Raw genomic sequence first — 23,399 nt, 5'->3', positions numbered from 1 at the left:
GGTAAATTTCCACTCGAGATAGCACGAAACAAATATGGATGATTCTCCTATGAAACTGTGTTTATACTTTTGTAGTAGTGGTAACTATCTGTAAATAACAACTATTTAACTCTTATTTTTTAAAATAAGGATGCAAAAGAGTGTATTAAGACAGCGAATTATTTAAAGGAGAGATTTTTAAGAGGGTTTGGCCGGATTTGAAGGGTGATTAGAATATAATAAAAAGTCTCATAATTAATCATTATTACAACAGTTAAACATAAGATTTAATTAGATGGGATGTATTTTAGTATGAGTCATGTGGGGAATTACTTTAAGCGTATTTCAAAAAGAAGATAATCATAACTCTGAAATTCAAACCAATATCTTCTTTTTTAATAAGTGTGCGAATCGAGGAAAAACATGTTGGAAATCTATTGTGATGCATCTTATCGTGCTTTTGCTTCTTTTATTGGTTGCGTAGTTTTAAAGGATGGAGAGATGATACTTCAACTCACAAAGAAAATAATACCAAAACCATGCAGTTGCTATGTCAGCGAAATTGAAGCCATCAATTTTGCCTCCCAAATGTTTACAGTATTAGCTGAAAACAAGGAACAAGGCATTATATACAATGATAATGCATCTGCTGTAAAATGTATGCAGCGGAATCGAAACAACCAAATATCCATAACACATGTTTCCAGATCAGAAGAATTCCAAAAAGTTGCCGATAGGCTAGCCAGAGGGTTCGATGTTGAAAGTACTTGTTACTGCAGAGAAAAAGATGATACAAATAATGAGCGGAATAAAGAAATCCTTGATTTTTACGGTGGTTCTAAGCAAAATGAAAATGGTGAATTCTACTTTAGCTATGTAGTTTGCCACTATAGGTCAATATTATGTCAGTGCACTATGAGATCATTTTATGATCCTGGAAACCACGTCCTACGTAATATTGAATTGATTCGTTTTTCTAAGAAGTTATCAAAACTTTTCCCAAAATCTGCAAACAGAATAATCGTTCACAACATATCTAAAGAAGCCATTGCTAAAGTTTGTTTTCCCAAAGCAGAGAAGCATTATCTTCAGCATAGTCCGGATATGATAGATCATAGTTTAACTCGCGTTCGATGGATAGATTCACCAAATGCTGTAATAAGAATAGTTAATTTGCACAAGCAGAAGGTTGAGGACTACTCTAACGATGTTTAAATGGATATTAAATCAAAGTATCGGAGTGTCTATAAATTGAAAAAGATGATGAATCCTGCTAAATCTCGTTCTACCGACTTATTGTTAGATATGCGAAAGGTGTCCTACATTGCGAATTGCTTGTTTTAATAAGAGGAGGAAAACTTGTTACCTGACTTCCGCCTTTTTAGGCGCATACGCGTCTCTTGATGCGGAAATATGTGCTTATATTTTACAACATTATTCCGTTTGGCAAGAAGTAAAAATCAAATTCTAGTGGCGTTTTCTATTTACATCTCCTGCTGATATGCGCTTAAAACTTGGGAACTCAGGTTGTTAATCTTCGATTCGTGAACTACCACCCGTTAAAACGGGTGATCTTCTTCCTCTAGTTTGATAAAATGCATTAGTTCGAAGTTGAAAGAGTCTATGTTTCAATCAAGGTTTAAGAAAATCGGTGTTGAATTAGATAATTCGTATTTCCTTCTTACAGATGTTACCCCGGCATTTCTGACAACTGACAATCATGCGATTTCAATACTACCTGAATCTATCAAATACTATATAATCTACACTGAAAAAAGTCTCCTGAGTATCTATTTGAGGGGATAATTGTATTAGATTAAGATTTATAGGAAAAACTGAAATTGATACTCAATCTGCAAGATTTTTTTGTAGTTTCTTGATATCCCTACCCTTCATGTAAATCAAACCCACCTTACTTTTTGTAATTACAAGGTTCTTACTGACCTTTTCAGTTTCAATGAAACCCGCATTACTTAATTTCTTAATGTGATGGCTGAGGCGTGATCTCTCATTGCCAAAATCAGTTGTTCCTTTTTCAAGTTCTGGCTTTAATCTGGAGATAAGGTCATCAACAGATTCAACACCATCTTCCAGTTTTTCAAGTATGCTTATCTGTTCTTTGGCAAGGTCTTTGATCGGGAAAAGTGGAATGTCAAGAACGCCTTTCAGATGATATATCTCTTTATCTGTGTATTCAGGAATATCACTGTATATCGGGACATTGCTTACAAGTGAAACGATGTATGCTGATATGCCGATGTTCCTCAGTCCACCTGATATATTGATCTTAACAGTGCTTCCTGCTTTGACCTCAGCTTCGATGATATCCAGCATCTCAAGAGAAGATTCCAAAATGTTCTCTCTTTCAATTACTCTGTTCTCTACTTCAGATCCCTTGAAAGCCTTCTTGATGCTTTTTACTGCAGATTGCACTTTTTCCTGTTCTTCGTCGCCTTTGTGTGTCAGGATGATGATCTTGTGAACAGGGAATTGTTTGATACTTTCTATCAGTTTTTCAGGGGAGAAACCAACAGGCACCAGATGCGTGAACATCTTTGCTTTTTCCATGATTGAACATTATGTTTAATTCAATATATATGTTTTTATTAATATGCTACGTTTTACTTAAACATTAAATTTAAGTATAATTGAGTAATTTATTCGAGTATACATAAATCGAGCTTTTTGGTAGGATTTTAATGGAAAAAACATTATTTTGTGAGCTTAACAATAAAGTATCCGTTTTGTTTGAATCAGAGCCGGCTGTTGTTCATGTGGATTTTTCCTCCGTCATTCTTGTAGGAGATCTTCATGGCAATATTGAAGCATTGGATCTCATATTAGAGAAAGGTGAGGAACTTAATTGCAAAAAATACATCTTTCTTGGAGATTACGTTGACAGAGGCGATCATTCAGTTGAGTTACTCTCTTATTTGTTCAAGTTAAAGATTAATCACCCGGATTGTTTTATCCTGCTTCGTGGCAATCACGAGACTGCAGGAACAAATGCATTTTATGGACTTTATGATGACCTTGACAAAGACGATGAGTTGTTTTCTCTTGTGAACAGGACATTTGAAAAGATGCCTATTGCTGCAGTTTTGAATGAAAATGTTTTTTGTGTCCATGGAGGAATAGGTGAGCCTGTAACGTTAGACCTTATCGAAAAAGAAGATTACCATCCTTACTTATGGAACGATCCGCAGGCAGAAAATGGATTAAAAGAATCTCCCCATAGATCTTGTGCACAGGTTTTTGGTCCGGATATCTGTGAGGAGTTCCTGAAATTGAACAGACTGGATATGATAATAAGGGCTCATTCGGAATTAGAAGATGGTTACAAGTGGTGGTTTGATGGACAATTATTATCTCTGTTCTCAACACCTGAGTACTGTGGATCAGACAATAGAGGAGCGTTTGTATTCATAGAGCATGATGGATGTAAAACGCTGGATGAAGCACTAAATACATTTGTTTTTGGCAGGTCAGAAGATGGTTCATATTCTTTGTTGAAGGTCATAAGCCATAATTCTGAAATATTTGAATTCTATGATTCTGAAACTGGTTGTACTATATCAATAATATTCCGTTTTCTTCAAGTAAATAATATTCTGGTTACTAGTTATGATCATGGAGGGGAGAGTCCATTATGTGAGGGAGCAGTAATTGCAGATGAATACACCTTCACTGAAGCAAATGCTGTTGAAAAAGTGATTATTGAGTGCAGATCCATCAAAACATTAGATGATCTATATCCTTTGCTTGCTAAGCATTCTCTTGAATGGAAACGGCTTTTGGATGTGGATGAGGAGGATCTGTTGTGTAAAAAAGATTTTAAAGAACTTAACAAAAAAGTCTCCTCTCTATTTGAACGTGAGTCTGCGGTCATCCATATAGAGCGGTCATCTGCTATGATAGTGGGCGATCTACATGGCAATTTAGAGGCATTGGTATTCATATTAGAAGCATGGAAGGAGAATAATCGCCCGACTTTGATCTTTCTTGGAGATTTTGTTGATGGGGGAGATTGTTCTATAGAGATCCTTCAATGCTTGTTCCAGTTAAAGATCGAGCGTCCTGGTGGGGTCTTTCTGTTAAAGGGGACCCACGAAACTGCAGAAACAAATAGGCTATCAGGACTTTATGATGAACTGAATGAAGATGATGAGTTGTTCGCCCTTGTGAACAGTACATTTAAAAAGATGCCAATTGCTGCAGTTTTAAATGAAAGGTTCTTTTGTGTTCATGGAGGGATAGGCCATCCTGTGACTTTAGACCTTATCAAAAAAGAAGATCATCATCCTTACTTATGGAATGATCCACAGGAAGATAGGGGTCTAAAGGAATCTCCGCAGAGGTGGGGAGCAGAGTTATTTGGTCCGGATATCTGTGAGGAGTTCCTGAGGCTGAACGGACTTGAAATGATAATAAGAGCTCGCTCCGAATCAGAGGAAGGCTACAAATGGTCGTTCAACGAAAAATTACTTTCTCTGTTCTCTACGCCCGGATACTGTGGATCTGATAACAAGGGTGCATTTGCACTCATTGAGGATGGAAAATGGAAGCCAGTTAATGATGCATTGAAGATATCCGTTTTCGGAAATCCGATAGTTGAAAACAAGGTCAGGCACAAATCTTTAGATTTTGACACCTTCCAGATAACCAATGTCGAAAATCCATACTCTTTGATAGATGTTGTAGGTCATGACTCTGAAAAATTTGAATTCTATAATTATGACAGTACTATATCTATTCACTTTTACAGGGAAATGAATGAGATCCTGGTTAAATGGGAATACAATGGATACGATAATCCTTGTTTGGAAGGGGCAGAAATAGTTAATCGATACACCTTTACTGAACCAAATATTATTGACAGGTTAATTGCCGAGTGCGAGTCGATCGAAACATCAGATGATATGTATGCTTTGCTGAAAAAGCATAATCATGTGGCGGAGCAGATATTGGTGGATGTGTAGCTTTTATAAGCTACGCATCAAGTTTTTAAGAGCTTCCTCATAGCATCCAGAGTTACTCAGTTCAGTACCTTCATCTAGAAAAGACATATTTTTATCTGCATTTTTTACTTATATACCATAACAACTACAAAACATAAATACTTCATTAATAATTAAACATAATCTTTAAGTATATTGATGGCATACTATAATCTGCCCACACAATAGGTGGTACTCGGTGGGTTCTCTAAAAGGGAGTGGGTTATCAATATCCCAGGGCACAACCTGGGATATCCTTTTAGAAATGATAAGAGTCGTTAGATCGTGGAAAAAAGGTGGGTATATTGAAAAACAAAGATACGTTTGAGGATGTAGACTTTGAGGAAACAGCAATGACATTAAGAAAGCTGATCCCAGAAGTCACAGACCTTCTTTCATCTGAACCGGCACTTGTGTATAAGGATTCAGAACCTGTCATTATTGTGGGTGAACTTCATGGAAACAGTAAAGCTCTTTATCTCATCATTGAAGAATTCGAAGAAACGGACTGTAGCAACATTGTTTTTCTTGGAGGGTATCTGGACAGGGAAAATCATTCATTTGAACTTCTAAAGCAGCTTTTTGAATTGAAGATCAAATATCCTGACAGGGTTGTTTTGCTTCAGGGCAGGCATGAGCTTGCAAATAAGAACGATGGTACAGATGTTGAATTGCTTTCGCTTTTATTGGAGGCATTTAAGAAAATGCCAGTGGCAGCTATTGTGAATGGTTCTGTATTCTGCATCAATTGTGGTGTTCCCGGTGGTTTCGGGATGAATAATCTAAGGAAAGGAGAACAGTCCGGATTGCTGAGCAGTGATCCTTTTCAGTATATCAAACTCCTTCCTCCTGAAATGGCTAAAGATTCAGAAACTTTTGGACGGGCTGTGTATGAAGGGTTCATGTATTGCTACAGCTGGTTAAAATTGATAGTCCAGAGTCATTCTTCTGTTCCAGAGGGTTACAAATGGTGGTATGATGGGAAGTTGTTGTCTATATATTCAGCTCCTGTTCAGGACAAAGAAGATTCCTTTTGCGGAGCTTTTGTAGTTCTGAAAGATGGGGAGCTTACAATATACTCGTTTGGTGACGAGGATGAAAATGGATATCATCTGACAGATGTGGTGAGAGGACCTTACTGGCATTTGTTGTACAAAAATGAAAACAATGTGAACAAGGAGATAAAAATATGAAATGGACACTTGATGTGGAAAGAAGGGATATTGACCTTGAGATCCTGAACAACAGATTTGTACTGAAGACAAAGGACCATGATCTTGAGTTTGACATGAATCCCCATATAGCTTACAGGATGCTCATGCAATTGAAAGCTATTTTGCAGCCACCAAGGATTCCGGATGAGGAAATGGTGGAGTTCATGGGAGATAAGACATTGATAATGGGGTTTGTGTTAAACCATAATGATCACTGGGTAATGGATCTGCGCTTTGGAGATGCTGCATTTTATGCAGAGATGTCATTTAAGGACCTTGGGAGATTCTCGCAGGTGCTGGGAGAATATTTTGAGTCTGCAAAATAATGGGGACAATCGTGCAGAATTAATACTTCTAACAATTGCACAATATCTTATAGAAGTCTATAAATATAATAAAAAAGAATGAATATGAGTCGTACATTACTACACATCATTCGGAGCGATCATATTGGTATCAAGCAATCTCAATGCCGGACAATTGAAAGCTGTAACGTATACTCAAGGCCCGCTCCTTATACTTGCCGGACCGGGGTCCGGAAAAACACTTACAATAACCGAGAAAGTGCTCGACCTTATTGCAAAGGGTACACCAGCTGAGAAGATCCTGGCACTTACCTTTTCTGACAAGGCTGCAGGGGAGATGCGGGAGAGGATCGAGGATCATATCGGAATTGGAAGTGGCATTACAGTTTCTACTTTTCATTCATTCTGCAATGAACTGATACGGCAGTTCCCGCTGGACATGGGAATCAGCTATGGGACGAAGCTGATATCCAAAGAACATTCTCATGTATGGGGTATAAAGAATATCGATACTTTTGCATTTAAGAATTTGATCGTACCTCCGTTTCCTTATGATCTGATAACCAGCCTGATAGAAGGTGTTTCACAGTTTCATGATCATTTGATCACTCCGGATGAACTGGATGCTTTTGTTCAGAGCAAGCTTTCAGATCCTTCTATTGATGAGGAAGAAAAAGATGCTCTTCTGAAAATGGAAGATCTCGGGAGATTCTACAGGCATTATCAGGAGTATAAGTGGAACAATAATTTTGTTGATTATGATGACATGATCGTGCTGGCATGCTCTCTTCTTGATAATAACGAGTTTATCAGAAAGAATGTCAGTAGCAGGTATGATTACATTCTTGTAGATGAGTTCCAGGATACGAACTATGCTCAGCTGCACCTTGTGCATTTGCTTGCAGACAGTGGCAACCTTACCTGTGTGGCTGATGATGACCAGTGTATCTATCGCTTCAGGGGTGCGTACCTGTCCAATATCAAGCAACTTGAGGATTATTATCCTTCACTTGAGAAGGTTACACTGGAGATAAATTACAGGTCCACGAACCAGATAGTCGAGCTTTCAAAAGAACTTGTAGCCCATAATCCAGATAGAGAGGTAAAGAACCTTAAGTCGTACAATGGTGACGGGGATAATGTCAAGGTTGTAAAGGCACCTGATGATAGCAGTGAGGCTGAGTGGGTGGCCAATGAGATACAGAGACTTGTAGATGAGGATGGACTTGAGCCTCAGGACATCTACATACTCACGAGGAAACGTGCTGACGGTGAGAAGTTCAGTGATGCTTTGAAGGAACTCATGATCCCTGTGGAATATGTGGGCGCACTGCAGTTGAATGATTTTCCGGTCATACAGGATGCTCTTGCTTATATGAAAGTGGTGTCCGATCCTTTTAATAATGGTGTTTCATTTGCAAAGATACTCTTCAGGGAAGGTGTTACGGAGCACAACCTGCAGAAGATCAATATTCTTGCGCAGCAGGTCAGGAAGAATGATCCTACACAGGGTGACGGGATATATTCAGTTATACTGAACCAGCTTGATACTAGTGGTATTACACAGAAAGAGCTTGTAAGATCTGTTCTTTCCCGGCTTGAGGAGGTTATGAGCTACAAGAAAAATCACGTTCCTTCTGATACTGTGACGTTCCTCTTTACTCAGAAGACCGATCTGTATCGCTCTCAATTGGCAGAGGATAATGAGCATTCCAGACGCAACATCAAATTGTTGAACTCGCTTGTGGAGATGGTGGGTGATCTGGAGTTTGTGGATGGTGGGTCAGAGTTTGAGACTGTGATGGAACATCTGGCTATTGTTTTCGATCTGGATATCGATGAAGGAAAGTCCAGCGAGGAGAACAGTGTGAAGGTGATGACCATCCACCAGTCCAAGGGAAAGGAGGCGAAGGTGGTCTTTGTATGTGACCTTGCTGCACGCCATCTTCCGTTGCAGTACAGGACAAAGCCGTTCACTGTACCCTTCGAGCTGGCCCGTGGTGTGCAGAGGAATGTGGAGGAGAAGGTACTGCATCTTGAAGAGGAGCGCAGGCTAGCCTATGTGGCTATGACCCGTGCTAAAGAGCAGCTATACCTGGTGCATCCTGAGAAGTATGCAGGCAATGCCAATGCTTCCAAACCCAGCCAGTTCCTGGTTGAGATAGATTATGAGAATAATACGCTCGTGGAGCTTATTGAAGCGAATCAGGCACAGGTTCGACCGGGACCAGCCAGTGCTTCACCGCTGCAGAGGAAGAAGGATGAGTATGAGAACCTTGTGAGCATGTATACCAGGCAGGGACAGCTGGACCAGGCTCTGGAGTCCCTTGTCGTACTGGCACAGCTTCAGGAGCTGGAGAAGAACGGCAACATTACAACCTTTGATCATGATGCTTTCCTGAAAGCATCTCCGCTGGACCCGGCTGAACTCGATGACCTTGTGGGTGGAAATGTCCCTCCGCTTGTGGACCAGAATATGCGTTTCTCAGCATCCCGTATCAAGGAATACATGGACTGCCCTCTGAAGTTCAAATACAATTACGTGCTCCGCATCCCTACCCCGCAGAAGGGATATTTCAATGTGGGCACTAAAGTCCATGCCGTCTACGAGGAAATGACAAGGCAGAAGCTCCAGGGCAAGAGCCCTTCAGTTACGGACGCAAAAACCATGCTCAATGATAACTGGGACGGTTCAGCCTACACTTCCGCCACCCGCGAAAAGCAGGAAAAGACCAAGATGGAGAATATGCTTGACATCTGGTTCGATTTTGAGCAGCACAATCCCAACGAGACCATAGATGTGGAGCAATGGTTCGACCTGGAACTTGACGGAAAACACTTTGCCGGTTCAATTGACCGCATAGATAAAACCCCCGCCGGAGATTACATTATCATCGACTACAAGACCGGCAAGACCACTCTTAGCAAAAAGAAGATGAAAGAGGATGTCCAGCTTGCTCTTTACTGCCTGGCAGTGAGGGAGAAGTACGGGAAATTACCTCTGCAGGCCGGTCACTTCTATGTGAATCCTGACCTGGCTGAACTGAGGCTTGTTGATGTTGCTGAGAAGGAGGTTGAGGCTGTGATCGACAGGGTCATGGAGGCCGTTGCGGGGATATTGGATGAGGATTTTGAGGTTGTTGAGGAGCCGAATTGTCGTTTTTGTGATTATGGGGCGGTGTGTGAGTGGGTGAATGGGAAATGATGGCAGTTCAGTTGATAGTCAAAAAAGAATGTGCACCAGGAGCAGGCAGGAGTGCCATTTGCAAGTTGAAGGAGGGAATCTCTAATGAAGAAATCATCCGATAATCATCCGATTTTCCACGATAATCATCCGATTTTCCACGATAATCATCCGATTTTCCACGATAATCATCTGGATAAAAATATTATAAAAATGCCCGTGCATATTGAACATCTCGCCAGCCAAGAGATGAAAGAGGATATACAATTGGCTCTTTTGGGAATATTAACAGAGGACTTTGAGATATATGATCAGCCCAATTGTCATTTTTGTGATTATGGGGCGGTGTGTGAGTGGATGGATCAGATGCAATGAGTCTGATCGTCAAGTATTCGTTAAGTAAAACCTGCTAATCGTAAAGCCAAAGGAAATGTGGTGAAAGGTAAAGGGTGGATCAAACATGGAAAAAGTAAAATCCCAGGAGTCAGTTTCCATATCAGAGGAGGAGACTTTTGCTGAAGTTGTGGAGATGATAAGATCTGCACGCCAGCAGGCTTTTGCTGCGGTTAATACTGCACTCATTGACCTTTACTGGAAATTAGGGGAAACTATCAGTCTCCGCATCACTACGGACGGGTGGGGAAAGGGTACGGTGAATTCTCTTGCTTCCTATATCCAGGAGCAGAATCCGGGGATAAGAGGTTTTTCGGCACAGAATCTCTGGAGAATGCGCCAGTTCTTTGAAACATATAAGGATCATCCGCAACTCTCAACGATGTTGAGAGATCTGCCATGGTCTTCTAACCTGCATATCCTTTCCAAGACTAAGATGGCCGAAGAGCGGGAATTCTATCTGCGTATGGCTATACAGCATCGCTGGTCGGTGCGTGAGGTTGCACGCCAGATAGACGGTGCTCTGTTCGAGCGGTCGGTACTGAATCCTCCAAAGCTCTCAACGGTGTTGAGAGAACTGCACCCTGATGCAGAGAAGGTGTTCAGGGATGCTTATGTTGTTGAATTCCTGGAACTTTCTGAGGGACACCTTGAAGCTGATCTGCACAAAAGCCTTGTGAACAATATGCGGCATTTCCTGACAGAGCTGGGTCATGAGTTCTGCTTTATCGGCAGTGAGTTCCCTCTTCAGGTTGGTGGCAGGGATTTTTCACTGGACATGCTGTTCTTCCATCGTGGACTTAATTGCCTTGTAGCCATCGAGCTGAAGATCGGCGAGTTCCAGCCGGAACACCTTGGAAAACTTGAGTTCTATCTTGAGGCCCTTGACAGGAATGTCCGCAAGTCCCACGAGGGACCTTCCATTGGTGTGCTTCTCTGCGCCACCAGGGACAACGAGGTTGTTGAGTACGCCCTCAGTCGTTCCCTCTCCCCCGCTCTGGTCGCAGAATACCAGACACAATTGCCGGATAAGAAACTTCTACAGGCAAAGCTGCATGAATTTTATGCATTCACAGAGTGTAAGAACATTGAACTGCCGGATGCAGATGAGGCTGAAAAATGAGGAGCTATGTGCAGTTTGTTAGGCGTTCTTTGGCAATGGAGGAGTGGTACGGGAAGTTGACTGTGCAGGCGGAGCATTTCTATGTGAATCCTGATAAAGCTAAAATGGTGTTAGTTGATGTTGTGGAGAAGAAGGTTGATGCTGTGGTTGAGCGTGTGAAAGAGGCTGTTGTGAGGATATTGAGCGAGGACTTTGAGGTTGTTAAGCAGCCGAATTGCCGTTTTTATGATTTTATGGAGCTGTGTGGAATTTCATTTCCCAACAAGTATAAAGGAAGTTTACAAGAAATTATCATTTGTTGTGTTTTTTTTGAGAATATCTAATATTTTTATTCTATTAATTTCTCCAATTCTAGCAACACCTTGTCTTTTTAGAAAAATGATATTATAGAAATCAGTAATCTCTTTTTTTATATCATTACTGCAAACTATGATTAGTTTTTTATCAGATAATTCTAAAAAAAACTTATTTTGCACTAAATATTTATTAAAACGTTCGGGAAATAATAATATTATATAATCCGCATTTTTTGCAGCTAGTTTCATTTTGTCACAGAAATTTGTAGATTTGTTAAGCGAGTCTAAATCAGTTAATGTTTCAATATGAAATGAATATGGTATTATTGGCTCTGTTTCCTTTAATAGCCCATATCGTCCCGAAAGTATAAATGTTTCAACTGTATAGTTTTTAGACAATTGTTCTGCAAAATGTCTTACTTCCGAAAACATTCCTGCAAACAGCAGATTGGCAGGTCTTATGTAATTGTAGAGAATATTGCGATATTCATTTTCTAATTCAATATCATTGCTAGGAACTTTTAAATTATTCTCCCTTAACAATTCTACAAATTTCTGATCATTTTTAATATTAATGCCTCTACCAATTCTGTTATGCCATGTGTCAATTGGTGGAAATTTTACTTTACTTTCTTCAGTAAGGATAACAATTTTCATAATTATCATTTATTCGTGTTTGATTACGTCTATATTCATATTTTTTAAATCAATTACAATTTTGCTAACAATAAGTTTATACATTAATTGTTTTGAATCATTATCATAATATTTTTCAAGAGCACCTACATCTACCAAGAATTGAAGTTCTTTATAAATTGTTTGACGATATTTTATTTTTGACGATTGCATATTGTTATATAATGATGTTGCAGACATATCTTTTTTTGAAAGAATATTTAAAATTTCTCTTCTTGTTTCTGAATTAAAAATTTTTATCCAATCCCATGTTGACATATTTGTTTAATAAATGTAATTGAACTTTAATCTATTTAGTCTAAATTGATGAATATTAGTTATATTTACTTAATATTATTTTATCAGGACTAATCACTATTAAATATATTTAGTATGTAATTACTAATTATGAGTGTAGAATCAACTGAAAATTTAACAGATTATAGTTCTTCTTTATACGTGGAATTATTGAAAAGTTGTTCTTCAGATATTTTAGAATATTTGAGTGGAGCAAAAAATATGATAATGCTTTAACTTTTGATTCTTTTAATAAGCAATGTTTTCATCATATGTACAAGATTAATGACCAAGTTGTACCAAGACATTCTTTTTTTGAGAATATACCACAATTAGAAGACGAATGTAAAAAATGCTGGAAATATTTTTTAAATCCCAGAAATAAATCTGTTAAATCCTTAGATGTTCAGATGGGAAAAAATTTTGAAGAAAAACTGGGATTATTTTTTGAAAAGAAGAATTTCATTTTCAAGAAAGGAGACAATAAAAACAAGAAATACCCAGACAATGCAATATGCTCTCTCAATGGAGATATTTTAGCTTATTATGAAGTAAAATATCATCAAGCACCATTTGTAAAAGCTTATAATTTTAATCCTGGAAGAGAATGCTATGAAGGTTCTGTAACATTAGATTATGCAAAAGTAAAAAAGCAGCTTGAAATCATCAAAAACGAAATAGACGTTCCTGTTTATTATGTTCATTGGATTGATTTTCCATGTATAAAAGGTATTTTTTATCAAAGTGCAGCTGACACTGAATTATTCCTGAATAAAGGAATTGAATATGATCGAAAGGAAAGAGAAGGAGATTTTAGGAATAATAAAAAAGTAGGATACACTAAAAAGTTTTATCCAAGCTTGTATTCTATGAAGACTTTTGAAGATTTATGTATGGAACTTTCAAACTTGAGGGATCTTAATGATAGTAACAAATAATGGTGTTATTAACTGTCCTGATTTTTTTCCCACAATAGGATGGCCAGCAGGTAGAGGCGAATATGACCGTTTATTCCAAAATTTAGATTATTTTTGTGACAAACTAGATCATAAACACTTTCTTTTTAATTTTTCTTCATTTGCATTTGGATTTACAATTCCGAAAAATGATTTCCAGAATCAATTTGAAAATATGAAAAATTATAGCATAAAAGAGATTTTGAAAAATAATACTTCAATCGATAGTAAGACTGCTGATGATTTAATAATTTTATTAGATGTTGGTGGAAATAGGATCTTTAATAAAGTTGTATCTGATAGCAAAGATGTTAAATCAATAAATTCTTACGATATATATACAAATGCTTACAGAGATTTTGTCTCAAAAAGCAATGCTGATATTTTTGTGAATTTTGATATTGGTCCCTCGTATTCTACACGCGATGAGATTTCAAAGAAGGGTGTTAAAATTTGGGAATCCCTTGATAATAAGGTAAAAAAGGAATTGAACAAAAATCTTCTTGATTTATCTATTGATATGAAAGAAGATAATCTAATAATGGTACCAATAAGTGGAGTAAATGAAAAAGACTTTGAAGAAAACTTGAATTATCTTTATGATACTTATGAAGATAATATTGATATCATTGGAATTGCTGGAATTGCAAATAAAGGGCCTGACCATTTAATAAAAATATTATCTATATTCTCCAAATTTAAAGAACACAAAAGTTGGGATGTTAAATCTCATGGTTTAGGTTTAGGTGGTTGGCAAAAAATCCCTTATCTAGTTAATTATGGAGTTGATACATGTGATGTAGCTACTCCTTGGAGAAGAGCATGTACTGATTCTGTATCACAAGTTTATATTCCTTTAATAGATGAAGAAGGAAACTTTATGAATAATTCAGATCCTTTTTCATATAATCCTATAAATTCTCCAATGTATGATGATTTGACTTGCAACTGTCCTTTTTGCAATGATTTACCTTTAGTTGATATCAAAAGAATATATCAAAATTCGGATAAAAGAAATACGGGAAATAGTAACCATCTAGATGACTATTACCAAATGCGTGTTCGAATTTTTTTCCACAATGTATTTCAACATAAATCTTTGCTGAAAAAAATGCATGAATATAAAGAAGATTATGGATCTGACTTTATTTCTAAATTCAGCAAAGATTTACCTGAAGGAAAAATGAAAAGTGCATTAAATAAAAATAGTTTGTGATTCTTCATTTTCCAATCTTTTTTCAATTATTGGTTTATAGTTCACATCCAATTCAAACCCTATAGAATTTCGTTCTAATTTTTTAGCAACAACTGAGGTAGTACCTGAACCTAAAAAAGGATCAAGAATCCAATCATTTTTATTGGTTGACATTTTTACAATACGTTCGATCATTGGGATTGGATATATGCAGGGATGAGCCTCAATGCCTAATTTCTTTTTTGTCATATTGTTTACTCTATCAAAATACCAAAAATTATCGTTTTCCATATCAATTGGCCAAACATCTGTGGGGTTTCTTCCAGCATCAGCGTTAAATCTTTTATCATTTTTTGTGATGCATGGTATTTTAATGTCCTGTAAATTAAATACATAATTGTTAATGTCTTTAACAAACCACAAAACAGCTTCCCATCGTCCACTTAACCTTAAAGTGCAATTTTGCATATTATTGAAATGCCAAATTACTTTGTTTCTCAAATAAAATCCACATTCTTTTCCAATTTCCCAACAAATCGAATCAAGTGGAATTATTTCTTTTGTCTTTTTATCAGGAATCGGGCTGACATTAAGAAAGAAACTGCCGTCAGGAGTGAGTACCCTATGTATTTCTTTAGTTATATCGCGAATTAGGTTCTTCCACTCATCTAATTCAATGTTATCACTATAGGTCAAATAGTCTTTATTTAAGTTATACGGAGGAGAAGTTACTGTCATTTTAATCGATTCATCTTCCAAATCTCTAATTAATTCTCTACAATCTCCAAATAAATACCTTGCTTCAACCAACTTATCTCCATCCTTTGTTATCTTTGATATATTCTGCTAAAGTGTGATTATCCATACTGAAATATAGTCCTCTTGGGTCTTTGCTTTCTTTTTTCTTCCTTTTTGTAGGTTGAGACAAGCGTTCTTCAGAAATATCCACATATTCAGTATTCGTTTCATAACCTAGATATTTCCTACCTAAATCGGATGCAACTCTAGCGGTTGTTCCAGAACCCATGAAAGGATCTAAAACTATATCATCCTCGTTAGAGGCTACTTTTACTATTCTTTCTATCAATTCTTCAGGATACTGAGCAGGATGAGACGTTCTTTCAGGGTAATTTCCACTCACCATTTGAAAATACCATACATCAGAAGGGTTCTTCCATTGCGACTTGAATCTATCAGGTCGATAGTTCAAAGCAGGTATTGTGACATCATCTAAATTAAAAATGTATTCTTTTTCATCCTTAGTAAACCAAAAAACATATTCATATCTAGATGAAAAACGCTTGCTAGTTGATCCACCCCAATCAAAATTCCAGATGATGATATTTTTTAAATACATATCATCAAATATATCAATTAACCAAAAAGGAGGTAGAATAGTTCCATTTGAAAATCGATTCTTAATATTTACCCATATTGATCCGTCATCTTTCAAAACTCTTTTGCATTCATTGAAGACATTGGTCAACATAGCAATATACTCATCTTCCGTTAGTTTGTCTTCATACTTAGCACCCTTCGATGAAACAGCTTTTCCATTTTTGTGTACATTACCATATTTTATGTCAATATTATACGGAGGGGAAGTTACAACTAGCGAAACTGTGTTATCATCAATTTCATCCATTTTCTCTGATGATTTTTGGTATATACGATTAATTTCCATAAAAACCTCTCAATAAAATGCAATTCACAGTGACAATAATATTATATACTCAGGTTTAACTTTTTAGATAACAGATAATCTCGTCATTTGTACCGGATTTGCTTTAATCTACGCTTCATAAGGTCAAGACCAATAAATTATTTTCCCTTATTATAAGCCTTGCCATATATTTTTCGACCAAATATTTTAAAATCAAATTAAGTTTATACTGTTGTACCTTGTTGTTATTGATAATCATAATGTCTTTAGTATGCAGTACTAATTTAAGTGTATATGATTATTATACTGCATTAGGACATTTTTTCATTCAAAAATATTATATATGCAAATAAAACAATTACATGTTTAATATATTGTCTATAAGGAAATAATGTGTATAAGAAATATGCTAGAATTTTTGGAAAATCAAAACTTAATGATAAAATTATATGGCTTTAGAAAAAACCATCACCCTCTTCGAACACGACCACCTCCCCTACTCCGACCCCCGGCTCAGTCCCTACTCTCACCACCTTGACCTCATCGACAAACTCAACCAGGCAAACGGTGAACTCCTTACCCTGCATCGCAACAGTCTCCAGGCAAAGCAGTATGTCGGGTTGATCCAGGTCAGGGACCTTTCCATAGAGATATCGTCAAAGATGTACAGGGATGGGTTAACGGAGGCTGGGCAGGTGGAGTATGCTCAGAGGAATCTGTTGTAGTTTCAACAAATGATTATAAATATAATGATTACAAACATAATCATTATGCAATTCTACAACCGGAAAAAAGAACTGGAGCACATGGGCATGCTTGATGCAAGCAAGCCTTCTTTCCTGGTGATCACCGGGAAAAGAAGGGTTGGAAAGACCGAACTTATCAGGCAATACAGCAGGGGCAGGAAGGCACTGTATCTTTTTGTTGACAGTAATAAAAGTATTGATGTCCTTATGGACGAGTTTAGTAGATTGACTCAGGAAACACTGGAGCTGCCGGATTATATAAAACTGGATGAACCTGAGAATTTTCTCAAATTCATCACCTCTTATGACAATGACCTTGTACTGGCCATCGATGAGTTCCAGAGGTTTTTGAAAGTATATCCATCATTCATCACCCAGCTTCAGAAATACTGGGATATGAAGCCGGATAGTTGTAAGGTATTTCTCATTGTATCTGGTTCTTCAATAGGCATGATAAAGAAGATCTTTATCGAAGCTCAGGCTCCCCTCTTCAAACGTGCAGACAATATAATGACACTCAAGCCGTTCACCATTTCCGAGACATTTGAAATGCTTGAGAACATGGGAATAAATGACCTTGAAGAGAAACTGAACCTCTATTTCCTTTTTGGTGGAACTGTCTATTACTACCGGCTCTTTGAAAAATACCAGTGCACAGGGTTTAAGGATGCTCTTGAAAAGTTGATATTAAGTGATCTTGCCCCACTAAAAGATGAGGTAAGAGACATCCTGATAGAAGAATTCGGGAAGGAACACTCCACATATTACGAAATCATATCCGCAATATCGCAAGGAAAATGCTCCAAAACAGAAATATCTGAAATGACACATGTATCTGCAAGCTCACTATCAGCATACTTCTACGACCTCATCGACCTGCTTGATCTAGTCGAACACAGGATACCAGTAACGGACAAACCTCAAAAAAGTAAAAGAGGAAGATACTTCCTCAAGGACAATTTCTTCAGGTTCTATGGTCGTTTCATATACCCTATGTTAAGCCAGTATATGGGAGGCAATTACCCATCTCTGACAGAAAAGGTACTTCAGGAATGGCAAAGTCATACCGGTAAAATATTTGAGGATATAGTAAGGGAGCAGATATCAGAGAAAATGCTACGTGAATATCCCATTATTGGTAACTGGTGGAATCGAAGAGGAGATGAGATAGACATTCTTGGTATCAATAAAGAGAAAGGCAAAGCCCTTGCAGTGGAGATCAAGAACAAAGAACTAACAGAAGATGATGCAAGAGACATTCTTAGGTACACCATCGGAAAAACAGAACAGATCCACGAGCTTTCAAAGATGGATATCAAAGCAGGAATAGTTGCCAGAACGATCGAAGGTAGAGATGATCTAGAGAAAGACGGCTTTCTGGTATGGGAACTGAAGGATATTTTTCTCTGAAATACTTGGAAAATTTTAAAATCCATGATCTTGAGCCTGTCTGCCATCCTGCACAGGCATCCATCATCTATGGATTATAGATATTGATCTCTTCGAATGAACCAAACGCACTCCTGTTCACTCAAGCAGCCACTTCCATACAGGCCTCACAATGATCTTCTTTCCATCGATCTCAATGTGATCATCGGTATCCCTGGTGAGGATGAGCCCTTGTGGCAGATCGTATGCTCTCATGGCTTCAAGTAAACCGTCAAGTTCGCGTTTTCGGTTATCCAGATTCAGTTCCTTTGTCACCTGGATAGCACTGGTTATTTTGTTATCTGCCTTTATCAGGAAATCACACTCATGTGTGCCTTTGTGATAGTATACCTCACTTTGTCTTCTGATAAGTTCCATGAATACAAGGTTCTCAAGCAGTCTGCCATAATTCTCTGAGAACCTGAACGATACCGCATTTATCAGACCTGTATCAAGGCAGTAGATCTTCTTTGGATTTGCAAGTTGTTTCCTGAGCGAAAAATCGAACTTGTTAATGGAATATAACAGATATGATTCCTCTGCATAACCCAGATACTCTTTTACCGTATCTGCCGATATTTCCAGAGCACTTGCTATGCTTTTGTAAGAAAAGGGCTTGCCGACATTTGAGATAATAAAATACAACAGGTTTATTACATCCCTGTTGTTCCTGAGCTTATGAGGGAAGATTATATCCTTCAGGTATATGGTCTCATAATAGTTCTTCAAAAGCTCTTCTTTTATAACATCGTCTTCTTCCAGTGATATCCTGGGAAAAGACCCATGCCTGAGATATTCTTCAAACTCCAGTTTTTTTTCAGCTGAAGTCGGTTTTTTGAGTCCATTGAAATCCAGATGTTCTTTAAAAGTTAATGGAAAGACCGTCAAAGCAAGGTATCTTCCGGAAAGACGTGTGATAGTATTTTTCTTAAGCAGGGATGATGTAGAACCTGTTAGCACGAATTTCAGGCGTTTATCAGTATCGTATAATGTTTTCAGTGTCTGCGTCCAATACTCGAAGTTCTGGACCTCATCAAGGAAAATGAAATACTTCTCTTTTTTAGTTGCAGTTATATGTTCTTCAATGATACTGGAAAGAAGATCGGCACGATCTGCCTGGCTCTGGAACACAGGCTCATCAAGATTCATGTACAGTATCGATTCCATTTCACTCTCAGGAAGTTCAAGACTGCTGATCAGCTGATAGATAAGAGTTGACTTTCCCGTCCTTCTTGCACCCAGTATTAACAATATCTCTTCTGTGTCCAGATATTTGGACAAACGAGGATAGTAATGAAGACGAGGCACACCTGTACTGAAATCTTTTCCAAACCACCATGGATTCTGCTTTTCTAGTACATTTTCTATCATTTGCTCCATGATAATTTAATTGTTCTTCAAAACATATAAGATTGACGATTATAATCTGCGATTATATTAATTTTTGCTGGTTATAATATGCAATTTGGCTATTTATCAGCGATTATAATCGTCTTTTAGTATATACTAAAAGATCATAACCTGCGATCGATATTCACCAAAATTCCCTGGGAGCACTACACGGGAAATGATCAGGGTCGCAATGATCACGGTTCTGTAGAATTCCTGGTGACATGAGTAACGCAAACTTTGCTCTTTGTCAGCTCCACAAAAATAACCGGCAAACTAAAAACAAAGTAACTATCCACCGAAGGCGGCACATTCCTATGCTGCTGTACAGAAGATTATTCCAAAGACTATTGCATTTGTACAGAGAATTCTACAGAATTCCTGCGAAAAAAGTATTCCGGGGTATCATGCAGATCATTTTGTTTCGTCTTGCGGGAATCTACAGAGTCAAACTTATTCTGTTTTATAAACTCCACTATTTTTCAAGGAGTTAGCTATAATTCGCATAAACTGACCTGTTCTCACTGCGTAAATATCCGAACTAATTGATTTTCAACCTCTTCAATTTTATCTTTGTCCACTACTCCTGTTTTTGCAAGGATCATATCCTCTGCCAGGGTCATGATCATATTGGTCTTGACAAAGCTTGCTGTTGGCAGTGAACCTTCTGCAAAGTCCTTCTCTTCCAGAGATACCGCATATTCATCATTACGGGCCTGCTGGCTCGTTATCTGGGCTACTATCACATTCGTGCCTCCGGGATGTGCAATGATCAGGACTGGACGTGTTTTAATCGCTGTCATATCTGTGTAAGGAAAAGGCAGAACGACAACATCACCTTTTTTATATTTTGGAGGCATCGCTCTCAATCCTTTTTCTTGTGCTGATATTCTGCTGCATGCTCAAGCAGGTTTTCCCATGCTTTATCTTCTTCGGGTGTATCCCATTCCTGCGCAAATGCATTTTCTGATATCAGAGCACATTCCATTTTTTCCAGCACGTAGGGAAGCGGGCGGATTTCCATGTGATCAGTGTACGCTACCAACACTGCCTGTGAGCCTTCGGGGAATGTTGTTCTGCGAAGCTCTTTTGGGATCACGATCTGACCCTTTCCCGAAACCGTCACTTCCTTGAAACCGATTATAGTACACATATAAATTTTCTCCATAAGTATGTAAGACAAAGTCTTACGTAAGATGTTGTCTTACTTTAGTTGGATTTCCGGGGATATATTGGTTTTGAGTACAAACCCTATTTTATGGCGGATAATAATTACCTGTATAATGGCAATAATTCTGCAACAAAGCTACCTTCATAAAGGTGACTTTAATACGCTTAAATTACCAATATACAGGTAATGGTACTGTAAGAGAGTAGCATTGAAGGCATCCTGAATGTCCTGTATGAGTACAATCCATGGTGGAAAAGCCGCCCTTTCACGGTACCACATTACAGAACTCAATTGTACGAGGATCTGATAAAGGAGCAGGATTCCCCTGAAATAGAAATAGTCTACGGCCCAAGACAGGTAGGCAAGACCGTTCTCATGAAGCAGATGATTCAATTCCTGCTTGATGAAGCAAGGGTACCTGCTCATAACATCATGTATATATCAATGGACCATACATCCATCTCAACTCTCAGTGAAGAGCCCATTAAAGATGTCATGGACATTTTCATCAAATACGTACTGCCTCCTGGATCAGATAAAGCCTGCATTTTTCTGGATGAGGTACAGGTGGTCAATAATTGGAGTAATTACCTGAAACAGTACTATGATCTTGGGACAAAGGTAAAGTTCTATGTTTGCGGCTCTTCGGTCTCCGAGATAGAAAAGGGAAGCTCGCAATCCCTGATAGGCAGGTCAAGGCTTCGCCGTATGTTACAGTGGAGCTTTGCGGATCACCTGCAATATCACTTGAAGGAAGAGAACGATCTCTATCTTCCTGATCCTTCGGTCGTGAGAGATGCCCTGACAGGGAACGATCCACTCTTGCTCTATGAAGTCTTCCTGAAATATCTTGATGATCTGCTTCGCGTTGTTCCCGATATGGATCCCTATCTTACCGGCTACATCATCGCAGGCGGATATCCTGGCCTTTTGGGGGTCAACATGGATGACGCAAAGGACATCCTCATGGACCGCTTCATGCTTACACTGCACAAGGATATTATGCGAACCTTTGCTGTCAGGAACATCAAAGGCCTGGAGAACACGGTCATCAGGTGTGCCATGCAGAGCTGTCAGGTCACTGACTATCACAGTTTTGCAAAGGCTGTCGGCATTAAATATGACACGCTCATGGTGTATCTGGGCTATCTGTCGGATGTGTTCATGACATCAGAGTCTCATTTCTATTCAAAAAGCGACAGCACTTTTGCAAAGGGGAAAAAACTGTACCTGAGGGACCACGGCACCAGGAATGTACTTGTGGGCCTGCTCAACACACGCTTATTCGAGTTCGGTAAGGAGGCAGGCAAGACCGTTGGAACGATAGCACAGGACCACGCATCACGGCTTGCAGGGACTTATAAGGGCCGTCCGAAGAGCTACTACTGGAAAGGCAAAAAGGAAGTGGACATAATAATCGAGCCTTCTATAATTCCAATCCCTGTGGAAGTCAAATACCGCCAGGATCCCGGTGACATATCGGGTGTGAGGGAATTCATGAAAGAGTTTGGTTCCCCTTTTGGCATAGTTGTAACAAAGGATACGCTGAAGATCGCTGACAATGTGCTGTTCATACCGCTTGCCCTGTTCCTGCTGGTCTGCTGATACAGGAAGAATTGATTGGCCAAATTCTTGATCGTAATTAATTCAGGGAGCTTTTCCTACTCCTTGACCCGTGCATCCAGTATCAGATACCATTTTATTTGTTAAATTTTTCCAATCAGATGCATACAGCAAAGCCACTCATTACAGTGGTTCTGCCACACATGGTATATCCCTTACATTAAGGCGCTGAGTTCCCTTTTACGGCGAGGGCACCAGTAGGGAGCCGATCATGTGGCAGGAACAGGATGTGGTTTTGCGAGTATCTTCAGAAAAGAAGTACAATCCGTTCATTCTTTTTCATCCTTCTTTGCCTGCGTTAAGAATGCACGGCCATTAGGCGTCAGGCGGTATTTCTGCAATCTACTGCTTGGTTTTTCCGGGATTGTCATCTCAATGAATTCTTCACCAAGAGCTGGGTGGAGATAGTTATCCATGAAGGTAGGGCGATGCTTGATATTCAAAATACTGCGGAGTTCTCCAGAAGACTTTTCTCCATCCTGGAGTGATAGCAACAATTTTAGAATAGGATTGTCTGACTGGGTCGGTGACTGGGCGCCGGTTTCTTCTTTGGCTACATATCTTTCTGTTGGTAATTCTATGGATCTTGCCAGGTAGACAGTGAATCTCACCCTCATGCCGGTTTCAATTATCTCCGGCCTGGGAAGCCCTAACGCCTCCGCTTCCTTGAACATGCGGCGAACACCGCTGCCCCATTGTTCTATCAGGTCCAGCTCCCTGAACACACGGGCAATCACATGGTTGCGTATCTTGGAGGCGCACCTT

Annotated in this window: 22 protein-coding genes; 13 read left to right on the top strand and 9 right to left on the bottom strand. The window is 38.7% G+C overall.

Annotated elements, in window-relative coordinates:
• Positions 1-402: 402 nt before the first annotated feature.
• On the top strand, positions 403-1,194 hold the full coding sequence (locus BB781_RS10970) for a hypothetical protein (protein WP_094228534.1): 792 nt from the start codon (positions 403-405) through the stop codon (positions 1,192-1,194).
• A gap of 633 nt (positions 1,195-1,827) precedes the next feature.
• Here the strand turns inward: BB781_RS10970 and BB781_RS10965 are convergent.
• Positions 1,828-2,547, bottom strand: a complete 720-nt coding sequence (locus tag BB781_RS10965; protein ID WP_094228533.1) for an HFX_2341 family transcriptional regulator domain-containing protein — start codon at positions 2,545-2,547, stop codon at positions 1,828-1,830.
• A 131-nt stretch (positions 2,548-2,678) separates the two neighbouring features.
• Here BB781_RS10965 and BB781_RS10960 point away from each other — a divergent pair, with 131 nt between their 5' ends.
• From BB781_RS10960 to BB781_RS10930, 7 genes are all read left to right on the top strand, one after another.
• Entirely contained in the window at positions 2,679-4,958 is a 2,280-nt protein-coding gene (locus tag BB781_RS10960) for a metallophosphoesterase (RefSeq protein ID WP_094228532.1), read from the top strand.
• 323 nt (positions 4,959-5,281) lie between these two features.
• Positions 5,282-6,169, top strand: a complete 888-nt coding sequence (locus BB781_RS10955) for a metallophosphoesterase (protein WP_129582696.1) — start codon at positions 5,282-5,284, stop codon at positions 6,167-6,169.
• Positions 6,166-6,516 (top strand): hypothetical protein, encoded by a 351-nt coding sequence (locus BB781_RS10950; protein WP_094228530.1) that lies wholly within the window; start codon positions 6,166-6,168, stop codon positions 6,514-6,516. Before BB781_RS10955 ends, BB781_RS10950 begins: the two co-directional genes overlap by 4 nt.
• 124 nt (positions 6,517-6,640) lie before the next feature.
• Positions 6,641-9,700, top strand: coding sequence for an ATP-dependent helicase (locus BB781_RS10945; RefSeq protein ID WP_094228529.1), 3,060 nt, complete (start codon positions 6,641-6,643; stop codon positions 9,698-9,700).
• Between the two features lie 84 nt (positions 9,701-9,784).
• On the top strand, positions 9,785-10,054 hold the full coding sequence (locus BB781_RS10940; RefSeq protein ID WP_094228528.1) for a hypothetical protein: 270 nt from the start codon (positions 9,785-9,787) through the stop codon (positions 10,052-10,054).
• 85 nt (positions 10,055-10,139) lie between these two features.
• On the top strand, positions 10,140-11,195 hold the full coding sequence (locus BB781_RS10935) for a PDDEXK nuclease domain-containing protein (RefSeq protein WP_094228527.1): 1,056 nt from the start codon (positions 10,140-10,142) through the stop codon (positions 11,193-11,195).
• Between the two features lie 8 nt (positions 11,196-11,203).
• Entirely contained in the window at positions 11,204-11,518 is a 315-nt protein-coding gene (locus BB781_RS10930) for a hypothetical protein (protein WP_164997852.1), read from the top strand.
• Here BB781_RS10930 and BB781_RS10925 read toward each other — a convergent pair.
• Positions 11,474-12,148, bottom strand: coding sequence for a hypothetical protein (locus tag BB781_RS10925; protein ID WP_094228525.1), 675 nt, complete (start codon positions 12,146-12,148; stop codon positions 11,474-11,476). The two genes, BB781_RS10930 and BB781_RS10925, sit on opposite strands and share 45 nt — an antisense overlap.
• A gap of 9 nt (positions 12,149-12,157) precedes the next feature.
• A complete protein-coding gene (locus BB781_RS10920; protein WP_094228524.1) occupies positions 12,158-12,445 on the bottom strand; it encodes a hypothetical protein in 288 nt (95 codons plus the stop codon).
• A gap of 290 nt (positions 12,446-12,735) precedes the next feature.
• On the opposite strand from BB781_RS10920, the gene BB781_RS10915 reads away from it, so the two are divergent.
• Both BB781_RS10915 and BB781_RS10910 read left to right on the top strand, forming a co-directional pair.
• A complete protein-coding gene (locus BB781_RS10915; RefSeq protein WP_129582695.1) occupies positions 12,736-13,401 on the top strand; it encodes a hypothetical protein in 666 nt (221 codons plus the stop codon).
• Positions 13,385-14,635, top strand: a complete 1,251-nt coding sequence (locus tag BB781_RS10910; protein ID WP_094228522.1) for a hypothetical protein — start codon at positions 13,385-13,387, stop codon at positions 14,633-14,635. The genes BB781_RS10915 and BB781_RS10910 overlap by 17 nt, the downstream gene beginning before the upstream one ends.
• Here BB781_RS10910 and BB781_RS10905 read toward each other — a convergent pair.
• Positions 14,615-15,424, bottom strand: a complete 810-nt coding sequence (locus BB781_RS10905) for a DNA-methyltransferase (RefSeq protein ID WP_207205279.1) — start codon at positions 15,422-15,424, stop codon at positions 14,615-14,617. The genes BB781_RS10910 and BB781_RS10905 overlap by 21 nt on opposite strands.
• Before the next feature lies 1 nt (position 15,425).
• Positions 15,426-16,298, bottom strand: a complete 873-nt coding sequence (locus tag BB781_RS10900; RefSeq protein WP_207205278.1) for a DNA-methyltransferase — start codon at positions 16,296-16,298, stop codon at positions 15,426-15,428.
• A gap of 428 nt (positions 16,299-16,726) precedes the next feature.
• Here BB781_RS10900 and BB781_RS10895 point away from each other — a divergent pair, with 428 nt between their 5' ends.
• Positions 16,727-17,002, top strand: coding sequence for a hypothetical protein (locus BB781_RS10895; RefSeq protein ID WP_094228521.1), 276 nt, complete (start codon positions 16,727-16,729; stop codon positions 17,000-17,002).
• A 45-nt stretch (positions 17,003-17,047) separates the two neighbouring features.
• Positions 17,048-18,433 carry an ATP-binding protein gene (locus BB781_RS10890; RefSeq protein WP_242492629.1) on the top strand — a complete coding sequence of 462 codons (1,386 nt, stop codon included), beginning with the start codon at positions 17,048-17,050 and terminating at the stop codon, positions 18,431-18,433.
• A 117-nt stretch (positions 18,434-18,550) separates the two neighbouring features.
• Here the strand turns inward: BB781_RS10890 and BB781_RS10885 are convergent, their stop codons facing one another.
• From BB781_RS10885 to BB781_RS10875, 3 genes are all read right to left on the bottom strand, one after another.
• Positions 18,551-19,831 (bottom strand): ATP-binding protein, encoded by a 1,281-nt coding sequence (locus BB781_RS10885; RefSeq protein ID WP_094228519.1) that lies wholly within the window; start codon positions 19,829-19,831, stop codon positions 18,551-18,553.
• Between the two features lie 530 nt (positions 19,832-20,361).
• Positions 20,362-20,700 (bottom strand): type II toxin-antitoxin system PemK/MazF family toxin, encoded by a 339-nt coding sequence (locus tag BB781_RS10880; protein WP_094228518.1) that lies wholly within the window; start codon positions 20,698-20,700, stop codon positions 20,362-20,364.
• A gap of 5 nt (positions 20,701-20,705) precedes the next feature.
• Positions 20,706-20,993, bottom strand: a complete 288-nt coding sequence (locus BB781_RS10875) for an AbrB/MazE/SpoVT family DNA-binding domain-containing protein (protein ID WP_094228517.1) — start codon at positions 20,991-20,993, stop codon at positions 20,706-20,708.
• 309 nt (positions 20,994-21,302) lie between these two features.
• On the opposite strand from BB781_RS10875, the gene BB781_RS10870 reads away from it, so the two are divergent.
• Complete coding sequence (locus BB781_RS10870) at positions 21,303-22,616, top strand: ATP-binding protein (RefSeq protein WP_094228516.1); 1,314 nt, start codon at positions 21,303-21,305, stop codon at positions 22,614-22,616.
• A 287-nt stretch (positions 22,617-22,903) separates the two neighbouring features.
• On the opposite strand, the gene BB781_RS10865 is transcribed toward BB781_RS10870, so the two are convergent.
• On the bottom strand, positions 22,904-23,359 hold the full coding sequence (locus tag BB781_RS10865) for a Fic family protein (RefSeq protein WP_242492628.1): 456 nt from the start codon (positions 23,357-23,359) through the stop codon (positions 22,904-22,906).
• Positions 23,360-23,399: the final 40 nt, after the last annotated feature.

The sequence above is a fragment of the Methanolobus psychrotolerans genome (assembly GCF_002243045.1).
GTDB lineage: Archaea > Halobacteriota > Methanosarcinia > Methanosarcinales > Methanosarcinaceae > Methanolobus > Methanolobus psychrotolerans.
Note: the sequence above shows the minus strand (reverse complement) of the source record. Positions and strands in the feature narration are given on the sequence as shown.